Here is a 23,486-nt window from a genome sequence, read left to right on the forward strand (position 1 = left end):
GAAAAATATCGCAAACTATCTTTTATCAATTTTAACAGATTTAATAATAGCTTCTAACTCGAGCATTAAATCTCTTTCCTGATTGGATGGGGAATAACAAAATCCTTCAATTACTAAAATACGTTTGTTGGCTTCATCCACAATTGCATAATTGATAAATGGCCCTGTCATGAAATCGTTTTTCAACTCCCAGGTTCCTTTGGTTTCAAAAGTCTTTTTTCCATCTAAAGAAATAGTCGAAAAATAAGGTGCATAAGCTTCTCCGGTAATCATTTGCGTGTTGGGTTCACGGCCTTTAATGTAAAGTCCGACTGAGTCACGCATTTTGATGATATTGCCCACAATGTCTGAACTTTTGGTCAATTGTTTTATGGGAACCTGATAAATAAGAAGGCTTGTATTACCGCTAATAATCTCTTTTTTCAGCCAAAGAAAATTCTTTTTGTGCAACATATATTCATACCCGGTCGGGATTTGCACATCAATATGAAATTTATTCTTAAGCACCGCAGGGTTTAATAGCGCTTTGCTATTGTCTTGTTGGATTTTTTCGATTTCGGCATCACGAATGAGTTTAATAATTTGCGATCCGTTCATTTCGAGACTACAAATAATATCATCTACTGATTTTCCGTAAATGCGGAATGTATTGTGAGGTAAAGCTTTACTTCGTATGATTTCGAATTTATCTGTAGCTGCTTTTTTTACTACAATAATGCTTCGGCTATCGGTAACAAAACCTTCTAGTAATTTGGCAGGATATTGATTGATTGTAAAAAGTGGTTCTTCCTGAGTAAGGCCCCAAACTGGCGAAGCGAATTTGTTTCTGATGCTATCGCCCACTTCTCCGTACCACAACTGATCGTCTATAATAACTGAAATGGTATTGGTTTTACCCGAAACAGGTTCAGGTTGTTTTTCGGTTTTTAAACACGAAATCAACAGAAACGGGATTAGTACCAATAAAAAATGGGTTTTATTCATTTTATTAATTTATGAAATAAAACCCAAATTTAAATGATTTTTTTTTATCCGTTTATTTTGAGCTTCATTCCCGGTTTTAGATCTTCATTTTTAATACCGTTCCATTTTTTAATATCCGAAATTGTAACTCCGGGATATTTTTTTGAAATACTATATAATGAATCTCCTTTTTTAACGTAATAATCTTCACCCAAACTTTTTGCAGAAATTGTTTTCTTTTTGAAAGAATCAATTGAGGCATTTGAAACAATAGCTGTATTAACTGTAGCCGCTTCTTCAATTGCCGGAATTGCTTTAGAAATTACTAAAGTTTTCCCTAAACCAATATTGTTTGAAGCTAGATTATTAAGCTCTTTTAGATCAGCAATAGTCGTACCGAACTTTTTAGCAATGCTTCCTAAATTGTCTCCAGCCGCTACAACATATTCTTGTCCCTGACCTGCTACTTTATCTTTATCATCAACAGCAGCAATGGCCTCTTCTGATTTTTTATCTATGGCAGGAATAGCTTTAGTGTCTTTTGAAACTTTAAGCGGATCAACATCAGATTTTATTTTTAATGTTCTTCCCAGTGCAACCGAATTTGATTTAAGATTATTCCATTTCTTTAAATCGGTTATGCTAACATTATATTTTTCAGCAATTGCACCTAAATTATCACCTTTTTGAATTTTATATAACTGAATATCCGTATCGATTATTTTGCTTAATTGTGCTTTTGCTTTAGGTGTCACTTTTAGAGCCAAACGACTTGGCATCGTTTTATTTTCTAATTCATGTCTTACATAAGCATAAATCTTGTCTTCGTTGGTTACAAAAGTTGCGATTTTATCTTTCGGTAAACGAATAAAATGATTTTCTCCCTGATAAAAAGGAACAACATTTAATTTATAAGAAGGATTTAAAAGCTGAATTTGAGATTGTGGCATGTCTAACAAATCGGCAATTTGTTTGAATGTCATTTCGCTTTTAACATTAACTGTATCTGTCTCGAAGTTTTTAACGACAGCTCTTTCAGGATTGATTCCGTGTTCTTTATGATATTCAAAAAGATACATTGTTGCATAAAATGCAGGGACATAACCTTGTGTTTCTTTTGGAAGATTGTTACGAATATCCCAGTATTTTGTCTGACCACCAGAACGGCGAATTGCTTTGGTAACATTTCCGGGACCTGAGTTATAAGAAGCCAAAACAAGCTCCCAGTCGCCGAAAATAGTAAACATTTTAGAGAAATAATCTGAAGCTGCGGCAGTAGCTTTCAATGGATCACTGCGTTCATCGACATAAGAATCGATTTTAAGAGCATATTGTTTTCCGGTTCCGTACATAAATTGCCAGAGACCCGTGGCGCCCATTCTAGAAACTGCTTTAGGATTTAAAGCAGATTCTACAATAGCTAAATATTTAATTTCTAAAGGAATATTTTGTTTGGCAAAAGCTTCTTCAAAAATTGGGAAATAATATTCTGATAAAGCCATCAATCGGGAAAACGATTTTTTACGATTCTTAAGAAATGACTTTATTATGTTTTCTAATCCCTGATTGTATTCAATATTAAAAGGAGATTTCTCATTCATTGCCTGCAAGCGCTGTTTTAAAAGCTCTGTTGGCAATTCGGCATCAACATCCTGATCTGTATTTAAGGTTTGAACATCTTTTGAAAATTCATTGTAGATGTCTAAACTCAAACATTCCTTCATCCAAAGGCTGTCTACTTTTGCAGCTACCTCGTCCTTTTTGAAAGAACTCTTTACTGAATCAAGATACGACAGCTTTACTTCTGGTTGTATATCCAGCGAAGTTGTTGCAGTTTCCTGCGCAAACATCGTTATCGAAAAAAGAGCTGTAACCGCTAAGGAGATTTTCTTTATAATCATATAACATTTTTTTAAAATTCTATAAATCAACGAAATATAGAAACCTTACTTTTGCAAACTTAGAGAGATTACCAATGAAAAATATGCAAAAAAATGTTAATTGTGATTTTTTAGTCTAAAATCGCAGCGATTCCAGGTAAAATTTTTCCTTCTAACATTTCAAGCATTGCCCCACCACCAGTAGAAACATAGCTCATTTTGTCTTCAAAACCGAACTGTTTTACAGCGGCAACAGAATCGCCACCACCTACTAATGAAAAAGCACCTTTTTCAGTTGCTTCAGCGATATAATCACCTAAAGCGATCGTTCCTTTTGAAAATGTTTCCATTTCAAAAACACCTAGCGGACCATTCCATAAAATAGTTTTAGATTCTAAAATTACTTTTTTGAAATTTTCCAATGATTTAGGACCTGCATCAAGACCTTGCCATCCATCAGGAATTTCTTTTACATCTACCACTTTTGTATTGGCTGTATTTGAGAAATCATCAGCAGCAATAACATCAACCGGAATATGAATCTGAACCCCTTTTTCTTTAGCCAATCTTAAAATTTCAAGCGCTAATTCCTGTTTATCATCTTCACAAATAGAATCACCAATTTTACCACCAAGTGCTTTAACGAAAGTAAAAGTCATACCTCCACCAATAATCATGTGATCTACTTTATCTAAGATATTTTCGATAACCGTGATTTTTGAGGAAACTTTAGAACCTCCAAGAACAGCAGTAACTGGTTTCTCGCTATTTTTAAGAACTTTATTTAAACTTTCGATTTCTTTTGCCAATAATGTTCCGAAACATTTTTCAGTTGGAAAAAATTGTGCAATAATTGTTGTTGAAGCGTGTGCTCTGTGAGCCGTTCCGAAAGCATCATTTACATAAATATCTCCAAGAGACGCTAATTCTTTTGCAAAAGCAACATCTCCAGCTTCTTCTTCAGCATGAAAACGTAAATTCTCAAGTAATAAAACTTCACCTGGCTTTAAAGCTGCTGCTGCAGTTTGAGCTGGTTCTCCAACACAATCAGTAGCAAACTTAACTTCAACACCTAAAATTTCAGAAGCTGTTTTTAAAATATGTTTTAATGAATATTTCTCTTCAGCACCTTTTGGTCTTCCTAAATGCGACATCAAAATTACACTTCCGCCCTGCGCTAAGATCGCATCAATTGTTGGTTTTGCAGCTTCGATACGAGTTGCATCCGTTACATTAAAATTTTCATCCAATGGCACATTGAAGTCAACACGGATGATTGCTTTTTTATTTTTAAAATCGAAATCGTTTAAAGTTTTCATTTGATAATTTTTTAATTTTTTGAAAGAAAAACAAATATAGAACTTTTAAAGTAGTATTAAATTTGAAATATGTAAAAATAACCTATCAATAACAACGAAAACGATGTAAATTATGAAAAAAAACAAATTTATAATTAAAAAAGATAAAAATGGTTGCTTATACCATTATGAGTTAAAAGATACTGCAGTAAAAATCTTCTTTAATTTTATACGAAATAAAAATGAAAACCCAGACTGCAGTACTTTCAATTATTTAAGTTTTAGTCGTGAACAGGGCCTTGTGTACAAGGACAGTTACTGATAGCCTGTAAGAAATCGAATCCGATAGTAACTACGTGCGTACCGGTATTGTAGTTTCCAAGATCATTGAACATTACCTGGTACGAATATCCGAAGTAGAATTTAGACTTCATGAAACCCGCCATAGGTCCAACTGATAATGGTTTAGGAAACTGGTCGTTTAAGAAACGGTATGAAACTCCAATCCAGTAATAATCTTCGTAACGGTTGTAACGTCTGTATTTGAAGTTAAAATCGGTTGTAGAACGTTTATCACTTGCAAAATATTGGTAGTAAATTGATGGTTCATATTCAATACGGCTATTTTCTCCGTCCTTAAAAACCATTCCGGTATACACCTGATAATTAGAAAGTAAATTAGGTTCTACTCCACGATATTTATCGGTATTTTTCTTTAAAACGTTATTCGCATTAAAACTCACATAGAAATTCTTGTTACGATACAAGGCACTAATATCAAAGTTATTATTAGCTGTATAACGATTATCTGTCACAGCCGGATCTAAAATAGGATGCTCAATCGTATTATTAAATTCATCAACATCAATTCGGAAACTATTGAAGTTATACGAAAGTCCGAAGGATAAATATTGTTTCGAATAATAATCTAAAATGATATGGTGCGCAAATGAAACCTTTGCACCAGTTTGTCTAGTGTAACCGTTTTTATCATTATAAAGCGAGATTCCCACCCCGGAACGATCCAGGACTCTAAAATCAGCATAAAGTGACTGATTTTCGGGAGCATCTTTGATTCCGACCCATTGAGTAAGACCGTTGGCACGAATCCTAAGGTTGTCTCCAATACCCGCATAGGCTGGTGAGAGCACAAAAGGGTTATCAGCTAAATACTGGGTAAACACTGGTAGGTTTAACTCTTGGCTGTAACTTGTTGTTACAGCCATGAGTACTAAGGATAAAAATAATTTTTTCATTGTAATAATTTTTTTAGACAACATAATAAGGGGCATTATTTTGTTATCTGTATAAAGTGAAATGTCCAACAAACTCTCTTGCATCTTTCTCGTCATTTAGTTTAAGAACATACCAGTAATCACCAGAAGGCAATTCTTCACCGTTGTATCTTCCATCCCATTTTTGACCATAGTGATATTTAGCAATTACACGACCGTATCTGTCGAAGATTGAGAAATCAAGGTTGTTGTAAATATTTGTACAACCAGGACCCCACGTATCGTAAACACCATCTCCGTTTGGAGTAAAGTAATTGTCTAAACAAACATCAATGTAAACCATTGGAACTGTAATTGTTGCCGTACAACCATTCTGATCTCTAACTACAACTACATAATCTCCAGATTTGTAGATTTTATAAGTATTAGAAGATGTAAACGGTTCTCCGTTGAAACTGTATTCGTAAGCTGGAGCTCCACCTGTTCCTGTAACAGAAATTACATTCATTTCAGGTTGTCCTGCAGATAATTTAATTCCAAGTGGCGTGTATGCTTTAATTTCAAAACTAGCAGTTGGCATTTCACAACCATTTGTATGTCTAGCAGTCACATAGTGATTACCAGGAGCAAGATTTGTAAAGATATTACCTGCTTGGTAAGTACCTGCTCCGTCAAGAGCATAATCTACATCAGCAAGATTCGTGATACTAGCATCTATAGTAATAGTAACCATGTTAGCTTGTGTATTGTTAACACATTCATATGATACCTCTGCAGTTGGATTCATATCTACCGGCTTCGGTACATCAACGTCTAATTCCTGAGGACAGTTTCCATTATCTTTCACGAACACCGTATGGATACCTCCTGCAAGATTTTCAAATGTATGTTGTGTTCCGGTAACCAATTGGTAAGTACCATTAAGATTATCTAAACTAACCATATATGGTGGTGTACCACCGGCAAAGTCAATTGTAAATGCACCATTAAGGTCTCCAACACACTCTTCAGGCATAGTCATTCCAGGCGTTTCAACAATTGAAAGTGGTGCGCTTGGTTGTTTTACCTCAACTAATTCCGTATCATAACATCCATGTTCATCAGTTGCTATCACTGTGTAGAAACCAGCTTTTAATTTCTCAAAAATGTTGCTGTCGAAGTATTGATCGTTTCTTGGTGAAATAGAGTATTTATAACTTCCTGTTCCACCTTTACCGATTACTACTATTTGTCCATCATTTCCACCAAAACATTTAACTGCAGTTGGAATAAATTCAGCTGAGAATACTTCTTTCGGCTGATCAATCTTAACAGACTCAGGTAAAGTTTCACAATCACCACTTTTCACAACTACCTTATAATCACCCGCTAAAAGATCAGAAAATCTACCGTCTGACTGTGGTCCTTTTAGTATGTTTCCAGCACCATCTTGCAAGATGTATTGATAGTTTCCTAATCCGCCTGAAGCTTTCGCAACAATTACTCCACTTAGATCTTCACGACATAATACTACAGCGTTTGTTACATCTAAATTAGCTAACAATGGCTCAACAGCACTTATTGTGATTTCATTAGAAACAAAATCAACACATCCGTTTGCATCCTTAACATAGTATTTGTATGCACCGGGAGCAACATCAAACGAAACAGAAGTTGTAAATGGAACCGTTGAATATGTTACGTTATCACTACTATAAGTGTATGGAGGCGTACCGCCAATAGCACTTAAAGTAAGCTGAGTATCAGTACGACATGTTCGTTTTCTAGACTCTATCAAACTTGGTTTAACTTCAGAAGGTTCCTTAATTGTTATTGGAGCTGACACTCCACTACAATTGTATCCATCAGTTACAGTTACCGTATAAGTACCTGCACCTAAACCAGCAAATGAAGGTGTAGACTGAGGTCCTGTTGATCTTACGGGAGTAACTGAAGTAGTATTTAAAGTATATAAATAATTACTACCCTGTCCACCTGTTACTAAAGTCGCAGTAATAGTCGCGCCCAAATCTCCATTACATAATAATAATGTTTTGTCTGATAGAGCTGTAACCGCAATTGGTGTTGGAACTACTAATCTAACCTGATCAGTATCAATACAACCACCAGCATCTTTAACAGAAACTGTATACAATCCTGCTTTTAATCCTGAGAATATGTTTTGAGTAGAAAAATCTACTGTCACCGGACCATCTAATTTATATAAATAATCGCCAGACCATCCGCCTTGAGCGCTTATTCTGATCTCTCCATCATCATTACCTGATACACAAGTAATGTCTTTTTTAGAAGCTTTAATTTCTAATTCTGTAGCTGGACCAGCAATTCTAAATTCTGTTTTAACCTCACAGAAAGGAGAATCAAGTAATGTCGCAACAACTGTATACTTACCTCTTTTTAGATTCGAAAGTTTTAATTCTGTTGTTGTCGTTGCTCCGCTTTGAACTGTTCCAGATTCATGAGTAATAACATAACTAAATCTACCTGCTTCGTCTTTTGGAGTTGTAATATTATCGACTAATGTCAATGTTATTGCTCCATCAGCATCTGTAAAACATGTAATGTTTTTAATGTTTGATGCAACAAACTTAAATGTGTTCGGCTCATTAACAATGTGATATCTTTCAATACTACAACCTGTTAACGGATTAGTAACAACAATTTTATAATTACCTACTTTTAAGTTAGCCCACAATCCGGTTGCACTTGGTGTTAACGGATACGGATTACCATCTGTTCCAACTATAGTATAAGTTAGCGTTGGCAATGTTCCGCTTGTTGCAATTGCAGTTACCTGAATAGCTTCGTCATCTTTACAATTAATTGATGTAACATCAATTTTAAGATCAGCAATACCAACATAAGGATCAATTGTAACTGTAGCGTATGAACCTTGACAACCTGAAGTATCATAAACATTAATTATATAATCACCACCTAAATAATCTGTTTCAGTAAAACTGTTTCTAGTATCATTTTGAACCTGAATACCATCTCTGATAAATTCATATCTAATATAGCTATTAGAACCTCCTGTTACAGAACCCGGCGCTATAGTAATAGTTGCATTTAAGGCAGTATTAGTATCTGTAGCACAAGTGTATTGTGTTGTATTAGGTTTTGCAACTACAATTGGAGCAGGCTGCGCTACTACTATCGATGGAGCAGTACCAATACATCCTCTTCCTGAAGTTACCGTTACCGTATAAGTACCAAATGGTAAATCATTGAAAATTGGGGATTTTTGCTTCGCTCTAACTACTGGTCCAGAAAGACTATACCAGTAAATTGGATTATCATTTGATGTAGCGATTTCGACAGAAATACTTCCATCAGCATAACCGTTACAAGATGTTGGAGTTGCTGTTGCAACAATTCCTGTAACTGGTCTCGGAACTTCGATTTCTATAGAAGTTTGTAATTCACATGTTGGCGATGTTCCCGTATCTCTTACCTTAAAGATATAAGTTCCCGGAGCTAATCCGCCAAATACTGGGCTTAAGCTTATGGTATTCCAGTTATCTCTTGTGTAAACATAACTTGGAGGAGTAGTCGCAGAACCACCACCAGCATATAATGTAATTACACCATCAGCAGCTGTACAAGTAGACATTGTAGTTACTTCTCCACGCAATGTTAAAGGATCTAACACTTTCACCGGAGTCGTTGCTTTAACTTCACACTTGTTTTTATCTCTTACAGTAACGGTATAATCACCAGCTGAGAACACTGTAAAGAAATTATCAGCCTGAAATTGTATACCATCTAAACTATATTCCAGAGGACCTACTCCGTTCGCTGCAACATCAATTCTATATCCAGCTGTACTGTAACATTGACTAGCAACCGTTACATTCGTAATAACCGGCATAGGATCAAGTGAAACATTTACTGTTACATGCGCAGGACAATCATTTTTATCTTTTACATAAACATCCCAAGCGTCAAATAATGGAGCTGTTGTAGCAGTTACAATTGTTTTGCTAAGGTCTGCTTTGTAATCTCCAGGTAGTGGAGCTGTACCAGCAGGAACAAATGCGAATGTAAATCCGCCGCTGCCACCTTTAATTGTAGCAGGATCGACTGTGATTACCGCGCCAGCATTTCTACAATTTTGATTTACTACAGTCGCATCAAAATCTATTAAATCTATTACATCAGGTTGTGTAATAATAACATTATCTGAATCTATAGTACAGAATGGATAATTCGTCTCAGTAACACTTACTGTATAAGCAGTTCCAGCTACTAAACCTGTTGGAATAGTAAATGGATTAATTGTCGCAGAATCTCCACTTCCAGGAACAGTCAATAAAGGAATTCCAGCATTGTAAATTTGGTAGGTATAAGGTCCTTTATAATCTGTAATACTAATTGTAATTTTTCCATCCGCATTTCCAAAACAGCTTACCATTTCAGAAGGAGATGCAATCACTTTAGCAGTATTAAATAACGGAACTGTATAAGCATCAGAAATAATGAAACAGCCTGTATTTAAGTCATTTATTTTTAAATGATATATATGACCTGCTAATGGAGCAATATAAGTGAATGAATTTCCAGTAACTGTCGTTGCAGGAAGACCAAAAGCACCACCATCAACAGAAACCTGATAATTGAAATTATAAGGAGTTGAACCACCTTTAATTTGAACATTAATTTCTTCACCTGAATTGCCACAAGCAATTTGTGTAACTCTTGTTAATGTAGGAGTCTTCAATGTTGGGAAAGGATCAACCGTGATTTGATCACTGTCAATACAGCCATTTGCATCTCTAACGTAATACGTTAAAGTTTGTGGCGACTCGTTATCTATAACATTAAATTTATTAGTCGTTTTCCAATGCGTTCCATCTTCACTATAAGTGTAATCGCCCAATGCACCTGAACCTGCGCCTCCAACACCCGTTACGGTAACTACAGTTGCATTTAAAGTATTTGCAGGGCTCGCACAAGTAAACGCACCTGCGGTAGCAGTTGCAACCACTAACGAAGGATCATTAATAGTAACCGTAGTTGGAGCACCACAGTCTCTTCCAGACGTAACATTCACAGCATAAGTACCCGCAATTAAACCGGTAAATAAAGGTGTGTCTTGCGTAACCAAAGGACCAGCCGTTGGCAACGTACGCTGAATTGAGTACGTATATTTAGGATCAGCAGTCGATGTTAACGTAAATAAGATCGAACCGTTGCTTATATTTCCTTGTGACGGAGCACAATAAGCTGACGTAGGCGCTGCTGTAAATACAACCGGAGCTGGTGCGGTCATTACGATTGCCGGTATTGGGTATGAACAATCTCTTGAATCATATACTGTAAATACATAGCTTCCTGGATTTGCTGCAAGCACTGGATAATCAACGAAAGAGAAACCTGCTCCAAATGGAATTTTAGCAGATGTAACACCATTATAAGTTACAGTATAACTGTAATCAGGGTAACCTCCAAGAGCGCTAACTCTAATAGTTCCGTTGACAGTACCTGTACAGAAAATGTCTTTTTTATTCTCAACCGAAGCAAAAAGCTGCGATTTGATTTCAGTACTAGTTGCAGCCGATTCACAACCATATTGATCTCTAACTTTTACCAAATACGTTTTCGGAGTTAATTTATCGAATGTATTTGATGTATGCCATGTATCTCCGTTATCAATAGAATATTCAAACGTTACTGGGAAAGTAGATGTACTAGCTGCAGTAATTACTAAAGTCGTTGAATTTGTATTGTAATAACAATAATCAGATGTAGTTGCAATTGTTAAAGTTGGTTTAGGAGCAACAAGCAATTCAAATGAATCTGTTACCGTTACCGTACAACTGTTAGCATCTTTTACCGAAACATCATACTTTCCTGGCTGAATAAGGTTTTTGAAAATCCCATCAGTATTAGTTATTGTAGTATTGTCGGGTTGTGTTAAAGTATACGTATAGTCACCCCATCCTCCAGCTGCTGTTAAAGTAACTGCACCAAATGTAGTACAACCTAAAGGTGTAACTACAGATGTAGCTAAAACTAAAGCTGCAGGCGGCGCTGCGATTGTAAATGTTATTAATTTATGACAATCCGTTTCACTATCGAATACCTCGATATCATGTGGTCCTGCAGCTAATCCAGTTAAATTAATTATTGGATTAGTGTGAGTACCAGCAACTGTTGCGCCATCCACTTCATAACGATACGTTCCTATACCTGTACCAAATCCTGATACATAGAAACTTGCTTTTCCATCAGCTGCAGTTGAACAAGTAATACCAACTGTAGACTCTTCTTTAATATCAATATTGATATAATTGTCAATTCTAAGGTTTTTTTGAACAGTACATTTATTAGCATCTGTTACCTGAAATACATAATCAACATCTGGCAACAATCCTGCGAATGTGTCAGTACCATTATCTTCAAATGTTGGAGAAATTTTTTGGTAAGAAACTGTTCCAGCACCACCAATAACTAAGGAAATAGTAGCTGTTGTAGTTGCTCTAGTACAAGTAATTGCAAGTCCTGGTGTAAGGGTAAATCCTTTTGGAGGAGTTAATGGTGCAATGGTAACTGAACTAAACACTTCACAACCATTTGAATCTTGAATTCCGTATGGAATAACCTTACCTGCATCAGCCTCGTTAACTGTATAAGTAGGGTTGAAATCAAAAGCACTGTTGTTAAAGCTAAATTTATATGGAGCTGTGCCGCTTCCAGCAAGAGCTACTAAAGTAACCGTCGCAGATTGAGGAGCATTTGCCGGACCACAGCTAAGTGGTACAATAATCGGAGCGTCTATTGCTAAAGCAGAAGGCGTTCCTAAAGTTCCAGAACCTGACACTTCGCAACCTAAAGCATTTCTAACTTTGTAGGTGTATGGACCAGCTACAACAGGATAAAGCGTTTGATCTGTAAATAATGAACCGTTAAACGAATATTTAAAAGGTCCTTCACCGCTAGTTACACCTATTTCTACAGAACCAAGTTCAGCAACACCATTACAAAGCGGCTGAATTTCGATAGGGGTAGCAAGAACAGTAGGTACAATTGCATCAACCGTTACCGGTGCAGTAACAATTGAACATGTATTTACATCTGTAATTCTGAATTGATAAGTATCTGCATCAGCTTCCGCAACGGTATATGTAATCGTAGTCACACCTGCTGCTACAGTAGTAGTTGCTGGAGTAAACGCAACATAGGAGCCGGCTGTACCTTTTTTAACTTCATAACTGTAAGCTGGTGTACCTTTTTCAATTGTTATTGTTATGGTAGCATCTGTCACGGCATTTAAAGGATTACAATTTAATACTTTAGTTACTTTCGCACTTGCAATAGGTGTTGGAGTAATTGTAATATTATCTGTATCCTGACAGTCGTTAGAATCTTTAATTATAACATTTACAGGGCCAGAATTTAATCCTGTAATTGTATAAGGGAATGGTATTGCGCCTGTAATTTTTGTCCAATTACTACCGTTTACACTAATGTAATAAGGCGCAACACCCTGAGTTGTCATTGAAACTTCAACTTCAAATGCACCTTCAGCAGCACATTTGTTTACAATCACTAATTTATCGATTACAGGAACTGGATCAGGATCAACTGTAACAGTAGTAAAATTAATACAATCGTAAGCGTCCTTCACCCAAACGTAATAAGAACCTGCTTCAACATTAAATATATTTGCATTATTTGCACTCCACGCAGCAGTTACTAAAGGTGGTGTAGCCGATTGATTAATAATATACTTGAATGGACCTGTTCCTCCATTTGGAGTTGCAACTACCTGACCAGCATTGTTTTTACAATTGTCATTTTTAGTAGATTTTGCACTTACTGTAAGAGCAACAGATGATTCCGTTACAACAAAAGGAAGTGATGCCGATGTACAACCCAGGCTTGAACCATCAACCTCTGTGAATTTCACATAATAAGTACCTGTTTTCAAACCTAATACTTTAACAGGAACTGTAGTCGGCATTGTAATTGTACCTGTTACTCCAGTAGAAAGATCAGAATTATCAAAGAATATTTCATACTGCACCTGAGTCGCAGTTGTACCACTTAAGCTAATATTTACCCCTCCTGTTTTAGTTCCTTTACAAGCTACCGGAACAGAGGTCGCTACACTAGCTAAAGAAGTTAAAGGATCAATTGGACCATTCGCTTTTTGAAAATAATAACAATTAGTTGTTGGGTCATATACCACAAAAGTATAAGTAACCCCAGGTGTTAGTCCTTTGAAAGTATGTCTCATCGGGAAACCTGTATCAGGAGGTAATAAACTAGTTGTGAAAGGTGCTGTTGGCAGATTATAAATACCAAACTCATAAAGTGGAATTGCAGGAACAACAAGCGGTTTAACTTCAACAATAATTGTAGCGCCATCTGCACAAGTTACAATTGGTGTCGACAAATCAATGTCTAGTTCATTTGGCGGAGCAAGAATTTTAACATCATCTTTAAAATTACTACAGCCGTTAACATCAGAAACTGTCAATACAAAATCTCCATAACTTAAATTATCAAATTTATATGGTGTAATTCCATTCTGACCTGTAACAATAATACTACCTGTAACTGCATTTCTTAATTCATATGTATAAGGACCAACCCCAGTGGTAACGGCACTAACCGTAAGAGAACCTAAAGATGGGCCAGGACATAACATGTCTACAGTAGTATATGCAAACTGAATTTGAGCCGGTTCTGTCACCTTAGCGTAAGCTACATCGGATTGGCAGCCTTTACTATCAGTAATAGTATATGGATAACCTAAACCTGTAGAAGCGGCTAAATTAGAAAATGTCGCGTTAGTCGTTGGGGTACCATTATTAAAAGTATACGTAAAAGGTCCTTCTCCGGCTGTTGGAATAATTGTTACAACACCATCAGCAGATTGATAACAGCTTAAATTAGTAACATCAGCATTAGCCGCTGGTTTTATTGGATTTGTAACTTCAAAAACTACTGTAGATTCAGCCTCACAATCATCTGAGATCACATTAAAGTAATAACTTCCAGGCGCTGATGTATAAAATTCATTTGTACCTGCTGGCAATATAGGAGTAAAAGTTCCAACTGTACCCAGCCTATATCCGTAAGTGTAGGTACTATTACCACCGCCAGCTGATAAGACAACTTTTGCATTTATAGTTGCAGGTAATGTAGCAGTACAGGTTACATCTTTAATTGGTGTAACAGTAAGCGTTAATTGGTTATTTACATGTAAAGTCTTTTTGGCTTCACAACCGTTATTGTCTTTTACACTTAAAACATAATCTCCAGGAGCTGAAATGGTTTTAATTGGATTAGTATTATAAACACCGTCAATTCCATATTGAATTGTGCTGCCGACATATACTGTACCATCTATGGTTACTGTAATTGGAGTACCACCAGCTTTAAAACAAGTCACTGCCGGATCCACAATTGTCGGCACATCATCTCTAACAATTGTAGCAGTTGTTGTAGCCGGACAGCCATTAGCATCTCTTACATACACATCATAAACTAAACCGTCAACAAGAGTATTTTTAGGGAATGTTTTTGCAGTAGTATAGTCTGTTGGGTAAACTGGTGCTGGTGTTGTTCCCCCTTTAACTACAGCATAGTATAACGTTCCTGTCCCGCCATTAGCGTCCACAGTAATTGTTGTATTATTTCTATCACAAAATACTTTAGGGCCTGTTGCGCTAACAATGTTAACCGCATTTGGATTTGCAAGGACTATAGTTTCGTGAGCTTCACATTTTGTCAGGGTGTTTGTAACACTAAATGTATAGGAATCTGATTTTAATCCTGAGTAAGTAATTACATCACCTGATTTAGAAACACCAGTTGTAATTGTGCCAGTAGCAGCACCTACTAAGCTATAAGTATAACCAGTAGTTCCGTTAGTGTTTCCAGAAACTGTAAAAATAAGTCTACCATCAGATAAACCAGCACATGATACAGGCTTATCAATTTTACCAACTTCCTGAATAGAAACTACAGGATCAATTGTTTTGCTGCCTTTTACAGTACATCCGTTATCATCTGTAATGGTAAAATTATAAGTACCCGCTACTAAACCATTAAAAGTATAAGTATTAGCGTTTACATTTGTTGCAACTAGTCCTCCTGTTGGTGCAGCAGTGGCTGTATAACTTGTAATTTCATATTTCAATGGCAATTTACCGCCAGTAACATCAACTTTTAAATTCCCAGTTGTAACATCACACGTAATAACTGGATTAGAAAAAGCTAAAGCCGATGGAGGAGTTAGTGCAGCAACAGTTGCTGAACTTCCTACTGTACAACCATTCGCATCTGTAACTGTAATGTTTACAAGCCCTGGAGCATTAATCGTAAATGTATTAGAAGCCGTTAAGGTTATTGTTGTTAATGGATTTCCAGTATTATAGGTATATCTGTAAGGTCCTCCAACTGTAAAAGGAGTTCCTCCTGTAGCCACAACTGTAATAACAGCAGCTTGAGAAGCATTATTAGCGCCACATTTCAAGTCTTTTGTAACTGTCGCAGAGGTTACTGTCAATGCAGCAGCTGGTCCATTTACCGTTATTGGTTTGTTGACAGCACATTTTGTGTTAGTATCTCTAACATAAATAGTGTAAGAACCTGCGCCTATTCCTAAAAATTCATTAGACGCCTGCCAAGCAGTTCCATCTTTACTGTATTCGTAAGTTCCAGAAGCTGGAGTAGCAGTTACCGTAATTTTTCCTGTTAGTGCTCCAAAACATTTAACGTGAATAGGATCAGCAGTAAAATCTGGTGTTACTTTAACCGCAACATTTTCTGTGAATCCGGTTTTACAACCTTTGCTGTCTAAAATTTCAAACACATAAGATCCAGAAGTTGATGCAGGATAAGTAAACGTACTTACTCCCGTTCCAACTGCTGTGTAAGCTGTAGGGAAACCAGCTCCGTTTATATTTACTCTATATCTGTAATCAGGATATCCGTCACCAATTGTAACTGAGATAACAGCATCTTGACTCGAGCTGCAATCTAATTTTTTAGTTATTTTATGATCTGTAACTACTACCGGATTAGCAACTACTTGTTTGGTTAATTGTATTGAACATCCCGTAGAAATATCTTTTACTGTAACGATATATTCTCCAGGAATCAATCCTGTAAAAGTTCCGTTGTTTTTAAATGTACCATTGTTGATGCTGTACATATAATTTGTCTGCATATTTGGAGTCACTGTAATCGTTGCTCCTGCACCGCCTGCACATAAATCAGTTGCGGACGCATCTATAGACGCCACTGGATCAACTTTTGGAGCGATTGTAAATGTTGTGCTAATTTCACAGCCATTTAAATCTTTAACCAAAACACTATAATCACCAGCATTTAAATTACTGAAAAGTTTAGTAGTTTGCTTGATCGCTATTCCGGCTATCGGAGATGTTTGTGTTACTGTATAGTTATAAGTTCCCCAACCGCCCGAAACATTGATCGTTGCTGTTCCTTTATTATCACAAGTTACAGGTGTTAATACAAAAGCATCAAATTTCAATACTGAAAGTGGTGCAGCAATAGTAACTGGTTCAGTATCGAAACAAGTTGTTGCAGTATTTGTAACGGTTATGGTATGCGTTCCTGCCGCTAAATTTGGTATAGTAATATCAAATGAAGTTCCAGCATTAGGAGATGTTCCTGTTCCGCTTGGTCCTGTTGTTCCAACTTTATAAGAATAAGCGACGTTATTACCCATTCCTGTAACTGTAAATACAGCACTTCCATCAGTAGAACCTAAACATGAAATATTATTAGAAGATTTCACTGTTACTGTAATAACAGGCAATGCTTTTATTTCAAGTGTTTTTTCGTAAACACATTTGTTAGCATCTCTTACTTCAAAAGTATAAGTAATTCCAGCCGCTAATCCATTAAAAGTATTGCTTGTTTGATATGTCGTTGTACCTGGAGGTACAGGAAGTTTTATTCTGTATTCTAAACCAGCTGTTGGCACAGGATCTCCTGCTGCATTAACAACATTCGTAATTACTGCATTCGCAGTATTACTTGGGCAAGTAACAGCCGTAGGCGTAATATCCATTCCTTTTGGAGGATTCGGTGCTACAATTGTTCCCGCAGCTACTGTTTTAGAACAGCTTTTGCTGTCTGTAATAGTAACCGTGTAAGTTCCTGGAACTGTTAAGCCGCTAAATATACCTGTAGTGTTTGTTGCAACAATAGCTGTAGTGCTAACTGTTGTGTTTTTTAAGTCATAAGTAAATCCTCCAGTATTTCCACCAGCTGTTACTTTTGAAGTAATTGTTGCTGCATTTGAAGTACAATCGTAAGGAGTTGTAATTGAAGCATTAGCTACAATATCTGCCGGCTGAAATACTTGGAATGTGTACTCTTTAGTACATTCTGTAGCATCTTTTACAATAAATGTATAAGTTGTTCCCGCAACAGATCCTGCTAAAGGACCATAATGAGTTGTACTCGTAAATGCACCTGTTTTATTAAACTGGTATGTAAATGGTGCAGTACCGTTTCCTGCAGTAATATCAACATAACCATTTCCTGCATTAAAACAAGTTACATTTTCGGCTTTAAACGTTGCTGTTGGCTCCTCTTTTGCATTAACTGTTTTTTCTATTTTAATTGGACAGTCGTTTATGTCTTTAATTTCAAAAACATAAGTGGCTGCGGTCGCTGCCGGATAAGTAAAACTTGGTCCTGCAGTAGTACCGTTACTCACTAATACAGCATTTGTTGCTTTATTTGTTACTGTGTACGTATATGGAGCTGTACCACCATCAATCTTAACTTCGATAGTTGCATTTGCAGCAATTCCGGTTTTACAAGTTAATGGAGCTGTGACGTTAGCTGTAGCTGTAATTGCTTTATCAATTTTTTGACTTACCGCTATAGCCTCACAATTGTTGCTATCCGTAATTAAAAAGTCATATGTTGCTGGCGCAGCTGCAATATAAGTAAAGTTAGGCCCATCAAAAGGTGTACTAGAAGCACTATATGTAACACCTCCATTTGTACTTACCTGATAGGTGTATTTACCTACTCCACCTGTAATTTTTATAGTGATTTTAGCATTTGTACCAAAACATAATCCAGAGTCTTTAACTACTTCTGCTGTAGGTTTTACAGGATCTAAAATAATCAAATCAGTATCTCTGGCATCTTTACATCCATTTGCATCAACTCCAGATACAATATAGGTTCCCGGAGGAATATCTTTTAAGATTCCATCACTTGGAAAAGTTTTACTAAACGTTGAATTTACATCTTTAATTGTTAAAGTGTAAGAACCTGTTCCTCCAACAGCTGTTGCTGTAACAGTCGCACCAACTTTACATGTTGCTGTTGTAGCATTAGCATCTACTACAAATGCATCAGGTGTTGTAACTATAGTTGGTATAGTAAAATTACAAGAAGCAGCACTATTATCATATTTAACTCTAATATCATAAGTTCCGGCTGCTTTATCTGTAAATACAACAGGAGAAGTAGTCGATTTTACCCACGTAGGAGTTGTAGCTGAACCGTTTAAAGTATACCAGAATCCGTTTGTTGTATCAAAGTTTTTAGCGACAATACTGAAGGTACCGTTTGCATCATCTTTACATTTAACTCCATTTAGATTCGTTACCTCTGCTGTAAATGCTTGTCCGCTTTGAACTTTTAGATTTAAAGTTTTATCCTGCAAACATGATTTTGGCAACTGACGTACCCAAATATCGTCGATCACTAAATCGTTTCCATTAAATACTTCACTTCCGGAACGTACCACAAAAGTTAAATTAGTGTTTGCTCCAGGATTCAATTTAATACTAATCGGAACCCATTTTTTTCTATCAGGATGGTTCAAACCAGGCGCAATTTCACCTGTATCATCTCTCGCTACTACTTTACCATTAGAATCAATTAATTCAATTCTAATAATTGGAGCAGCACTATCATAAGAAGGCATTAATAAATTACCTATATAAAAGTCGACAATAACGTCTTGATTAGGTATAACATCTACAATTGGTTTACTGTATAAAATACCATATTTTCCAGCTGCGTTACCAACGTTTACTAATAAATATCTACCATTAGGATCTCCCGTGTTATCTAAGTTATTAGGGTTTGTTGTATGATCTTTAAAGTGGAACCATGCGCCGCTATTATTTGACAGCTTATCATCTCCTCTCCAGAAAAAACTAGCAACGGAGTAGGCATTATCTTCTACAGATTGACTTGGTGTTCCATCAGGGAATTTACATAGATATGGTGGATCAACTCTTTGATCATTAAAACAGTATGCTGAAGCAATTCCAGGAGCTGTCGTTGGAGGTCCGCTTCCAAAATCCTCTTTTAGTAAATTACTATAAGTTGGAGCAGATACTAAATTGTACTCTACTTTAATTTTATAATCTCCAACAGGAATATCTTTAAAGATATTAGACGGAGAATTTGTATTTAAAGTATAAATGTAATTAGCAGGATTTGCCGGATCCGGTTTACCTAAATAGTACGAATAGTTATAATTTGGACTTGCATCGGCATTAACCGTTACTGTAGCTGTCCCTTCTCCTTTACAATTATAAGATAAGACAGGATCACTAAATGTAGGATCAGCCGGTTTTTCGTCTAAAATAATACCTGACATTGGGAAAATACATCCCGCAGCATCTTTAATATATAATGTAAGTGGAGTTGTGCTTGGGTTTATGTAAGCAAAATTATCTGTAATATAAGTGTCTCCTCCATCAAAACTATATCTGTATAAATTTGGTGCAGGAAAAGGTACACCTCCCTGAGGATTGGTAATTCTAACCATTCCTTGTTTAGTATTCCCTGTAGGGCCGCAACCTGATAATTCAGCTACACCTGCAGAAGCAGTTAGCGTAGCTCCAGGCCCTGTGATCTTAATTATTTGTTCCGGGTCAGTACATTCTACTCCATTTATTGCATATTTTACTGTAACCTTATAATCTCCAACAGCTAAACCTGTTGTAGGTAAAGAGGTATACGCACCACCGGCAACTCCGGCAACACTATAAGAAACGGTATAACCAGAATCTGCAGGAGTAACTGTCATCGAAATTTCTCCTTCTTTTGCATTGTAACAACTTAAATTTTTCGAATTTATAGTAACCGTTGGTTTAGCAATAGGATTTACAGAAAATGTTGGAATTGTATAGGTACAGTCATTACTGTCAGCAACTATAATGCTGTAGCTACCACCTGGACTTTTAACTGTAATTTTATCATCAGAAGAAACATATGGCTGCCCATTTACAGAATAAAAATAAGGTGACGTACCACCTTTAGGGTTTATTGTAATTTCTCCATCCTCACATGCGGTTAATGATTTTACATCATAAGTCGCTGTAAGTGGATCCGGTGCAACTATCTGTATATTACTATCATTACTACAGCCATCAGCTGTTGTTACCGTAAGTACATAATCGCCCGCAAGTAAATCGAATTTTGCGGTATTTTGAGAAATTGGTCCAACGCTTTGTACTGTTGTACTACCTTGTTTGATAACAAAAGTATAATTTGGATTTACATTATTTGCGGCAACGTCAACACTACCCTTAGCACCTGCACAAAGAGGTTGTTTTATTACTGTCTTAACATCAATATCTCTTTTTCTGATAAGAATGTTTTCAACTGTAAAATCACATGGAAAAGTAGTTACATTAGTTTGTCTAACATGTACAGTGTAAGAACCAGGAGTACTTATTGGAAATACATTACCTGGCTGATAGGCACCGATAGTTCCATTTGGATCCTTACTGATTGCGTACTCATATCCGTCTGGAACACCTTCAACAGTAATACTACCGTTTGTTGAACAAATAATATCGGTGTGCTTTTCTGTTGGAGTTAAAGGATTTTTATAAACATCAAAATAAAAACGATTGAAACAAACTCCGCCTTTATAGGTAACCGTTAATCTGTATTTTCCTTTTTCACTTGCACTATAATCAGATCCTGTTCCTACTTGCTCCCATTTACAAAATTCATTCGGGTTTCCGGTACTTGTCAATGCTTCATTCGGACAGTTTTTTCCTGTCGTTACGGTACAGCTACCTTCAACGAAACGCTCCCATACTATATTGGACGCATCTGTGATACTTGTTTTTATTTCTTTTTTAGCATTACCACCACACAAATAAATGTTTGGAAACGGTTTTCCGTTGTCAGCACACGTTACAACCTCACTGGCGAATGGTATCACAGGATTTGTACTTGTACTTTTAAAACGAGTTACCACAAAAGATTGTGAGATAGATCTACATGGTGCTTTTGCTAAGTTATACACATAATATGTTCCTTCTTTGGTCACATTAAATGGATTTCCTTCACCAATTTTATTTGTCATTTTAGCATCACTATACCACGTGTACGTTTCATATCCTTTTGCTGGAATAAGATCAACACTATCTGTACATAAAGTTACGTTCTCTGTATATTGACAACCATCTACACCTACTAAAAAGTTTGTGGCTTTTGGTGTTACAGCACATCCGTCAGTTGAATTAACACTTCCTTGCGGAGCTGTTTCATCGATTGAAAAATTGGCGTTTTCTTTACCTTTGTAAGTAGCAAAGGCCTGGTTATCGATACTGTTAGAACAAGCATCACTTAACGAACGACAATCAGGAACAACCTGAACTTTAAAAGCAATAGTGCTTACAGTAGGATTATTCTTTGTTATTAATTTAGGATCTGTTACCTCAAAAACAATTTTTCTTGTAATAGGATCATAAGGTGTCTTAACTATTATTCCTGCTGGTAGAGGAAGTAAGTCTTTTGACTGATCAAAAATTACGTTTATTGGCAACTGGTCCGTAATAAATAATGAAGTTGCATCATCATTACCTTTATTTTGAATACTAATTTCATAACGCAGCTGCTGACCAAGTGTCACATTCTTTCCTCCGATATCGTTTCCGTCTGTGTCTTTTACAATTTTTGTCAGCGCAATTTGAGGAGCTATAACTTCTACGTTAAAAGCATTGAAATAAACACCATAACCATCGCCACTGGTCGTTAATTGTAAATCAGCTTTTTTATCGCCATTATTAATAATAGCATTATTGGCGTTATTCAAATTGATAATACCTGCATCAAAACCAAGTGTATTTGTACTGGCTGGTCTTCTTGCAAGATTGTTTCCTGAAAGATCATTGATTACACTGCAAAAGAAATTGTTTGTTTTGCGCTCGGTAGTATAAACCGGTTTAAGATTTACGGAATAAGTATCTCCTGTTGTACCTGCATCTCCTTCTAAAGCGGCAAAAGCTAATTTTACTTTTACATTCCCTGATGGAATGGTTTTAAAACCTGAAACAGAATAAGTCAAAGGCTTGCCACCAGCTTGAATCCAGCTAAATCCGTCGTAAGCTGTAATGTATTTTGCGCTAGAGTTTGGATCTTCGTAAATAACAAATAAAGACCATCCTGCTGCATATCCACCATTACTCAATTTACCGCGAGCAGAATTAATATTTGCTACCGTATATTCTCCTTCAGGATTTTTTGAAGCTTTTAGCAGGTCTGTTACATTAGAATAATAAGCATAGGGTACTTGATCTCCATTTGTATTCTTAGGAGTACCATCGTAATAATCATAAATTAACGTTCCTGCAATTTTATTATAAGTTGTTTCGTTGGCGAGCTTAAACTTTATATTACCTAACTCACTTCGCTTTACTGTGTTGTTATCTAGAGAAGCTTGCGTATAAACACCTGACCAATACAATCCCGCATACACAATTTTGTAACAAGCTCTGCTCGCATTAGGAACCGATAAAGATGCAGCACTTGAACTAAAAGTATCGGGATCATTATCAATATCAATATATTGCATGTTCTCCGCGTTATTATCTGTAGTTCCGGTAAAAGCATCGTTCGGAGTCTCCTTTGTTGTGGCGTTAACTCTATTAACAATGTTATTACCGACGAGCATCATATCTCCTCTAATACTTGTCTCAAACCTTGGTGTAAAATTTACAAAGGTTTGTTGTCCAAGCATAAAATAACTTTGTAATAAAAACAAAGTCAATAAAATCAATCTTAGGTTAGTAGGCTTTCTCATAATCTTTTTTTTGTTTACTTACATTTTATTCTTTAAGGGGCAT

5 protein-coding genes are annotated in these 23,486 nt (G+C 36.3%); all 5 read right to left on the reverse strand.

What is annotated here, in order from left to right; translation table 11 throughout:
- Positions 1 to 15: 15 nt before the first annotated feature.
- The 5 genes from B0A65_RS10420 to B0A65_RS10440 all read right to left on the reverse strand — a co-directional run bounded on the left by B0A65_RS10420 (position 16) and on the right by B0A65_RS10440 (position 23,443).
- A complete protein-coding gene (locus B0A65_RS10420) occupies positions 16 to 984 on the reverse strand; it encodes a DUF4837 family protein (RefSeq protein ID WP_074660161.1) in 969 nt (322 codons plus the stop codon).
- Between the two features lie 44 nt (positions 985 to 1,028).
- Complete coding sequence (locus tag B0A65_RS10425; protein WP_074660301.1) at positions 1,029 to 2,864, reverse strand: LysM peptidoglycan-binding domain-containing protein; 1,836 nt, start codon at positions 2,862 to 2,864, stop codon at positions 1,029 to 1,031.
- A 110-nt stretch (positions 2,865 to 2,974) separates the two neighbouring features.
- The gene (locus B0A65_RS10430) at positions 2,975 to 4,162 is read right to left on the reverse strand and encodes a phosphoglycerate kinase (RefSeq protein WP_074660160.1); all 1,188 of its coding nucleotides are present in this window, start codon (positions 4,160 to 4,162) and stop codon (positions 2,975 to 2,977) included.
- 260 nt (positions 4,163 to 4,422) lie between these two features.
- Complete coding sequence (locus B0A65_RS10435) at positions 4,423 to 5,397, reverse strand: PorP/SprF family type IX secretion system membrane protein (RefSeq protein WP_074660300.1); 975 nt, start codon at positions 5,395 to 5,397, stop codon at positions 4,423 to 4,425.
- A gap of 43 nt (positions 5,398 to 5,440) precedes the next feature.
- Positions 5,441 to 23,443 (reverse strand): T9SS type B sorting domain-containing protein, encoded by an 18,003-nt coding sequence (locus tag B0A65_RS10440; RefSeq protein WP_083370447.1) that lies wholly within the window; start codon positions 23,441 to 23,443, stop codon positions 5,441 to 5,443.
- Positions 23,444 to 23,486: the final 43 nt, after the last annotated feature.

The organism is Flavobacterium frigidimaris (genome assembly GCF_002217275.1).
GTDB lineage: Bacteria > Bacteroidota > Bacteroidia > Flavobacteriales > Flavobacteriaceae > Flavobacterium > Flavobacterium aquidurense.

Bases quoted from the DNA above. Each gene is read 5' to 3' on its own strand.
- B0A65_RS10440 (WP_083370447.1), bottom strand. From the start codon at position 23,443: ATGAGAAAGCCTACTAACCTAAGATTGATTTTATTGACTTTGTTTTTA.
- B0A65_RS10435 (WP_074660300.1), bottom strand. From the start codon at position 5,397: ATGAAAAAATTATTTTTATCCTTAGTACTCATGGCTGTAACAACAAGT.
- B0A65_RS10430 (WP_074660160.1), bottom strand. From the start codon at position 4,162: ATGAAAACTTTAAACGATTTCGATTTTAAAAATAAAAAAGCAATCATC.
- B0A65_RS10425 (WP_074660301.1), bottom strand. From the start codon at position 2,864: ATGATTATAAAGAAAATCTCCTTAGCGGTTACAGCTCTTTTTTCGATA.
- B0A65_RS10420 (WP_074660161.1), bottom strand. From the start codon at position 984: ATGAATAAAACCCATTTTTTATTGGTACTAATCCCGTTTCTGTTGATT.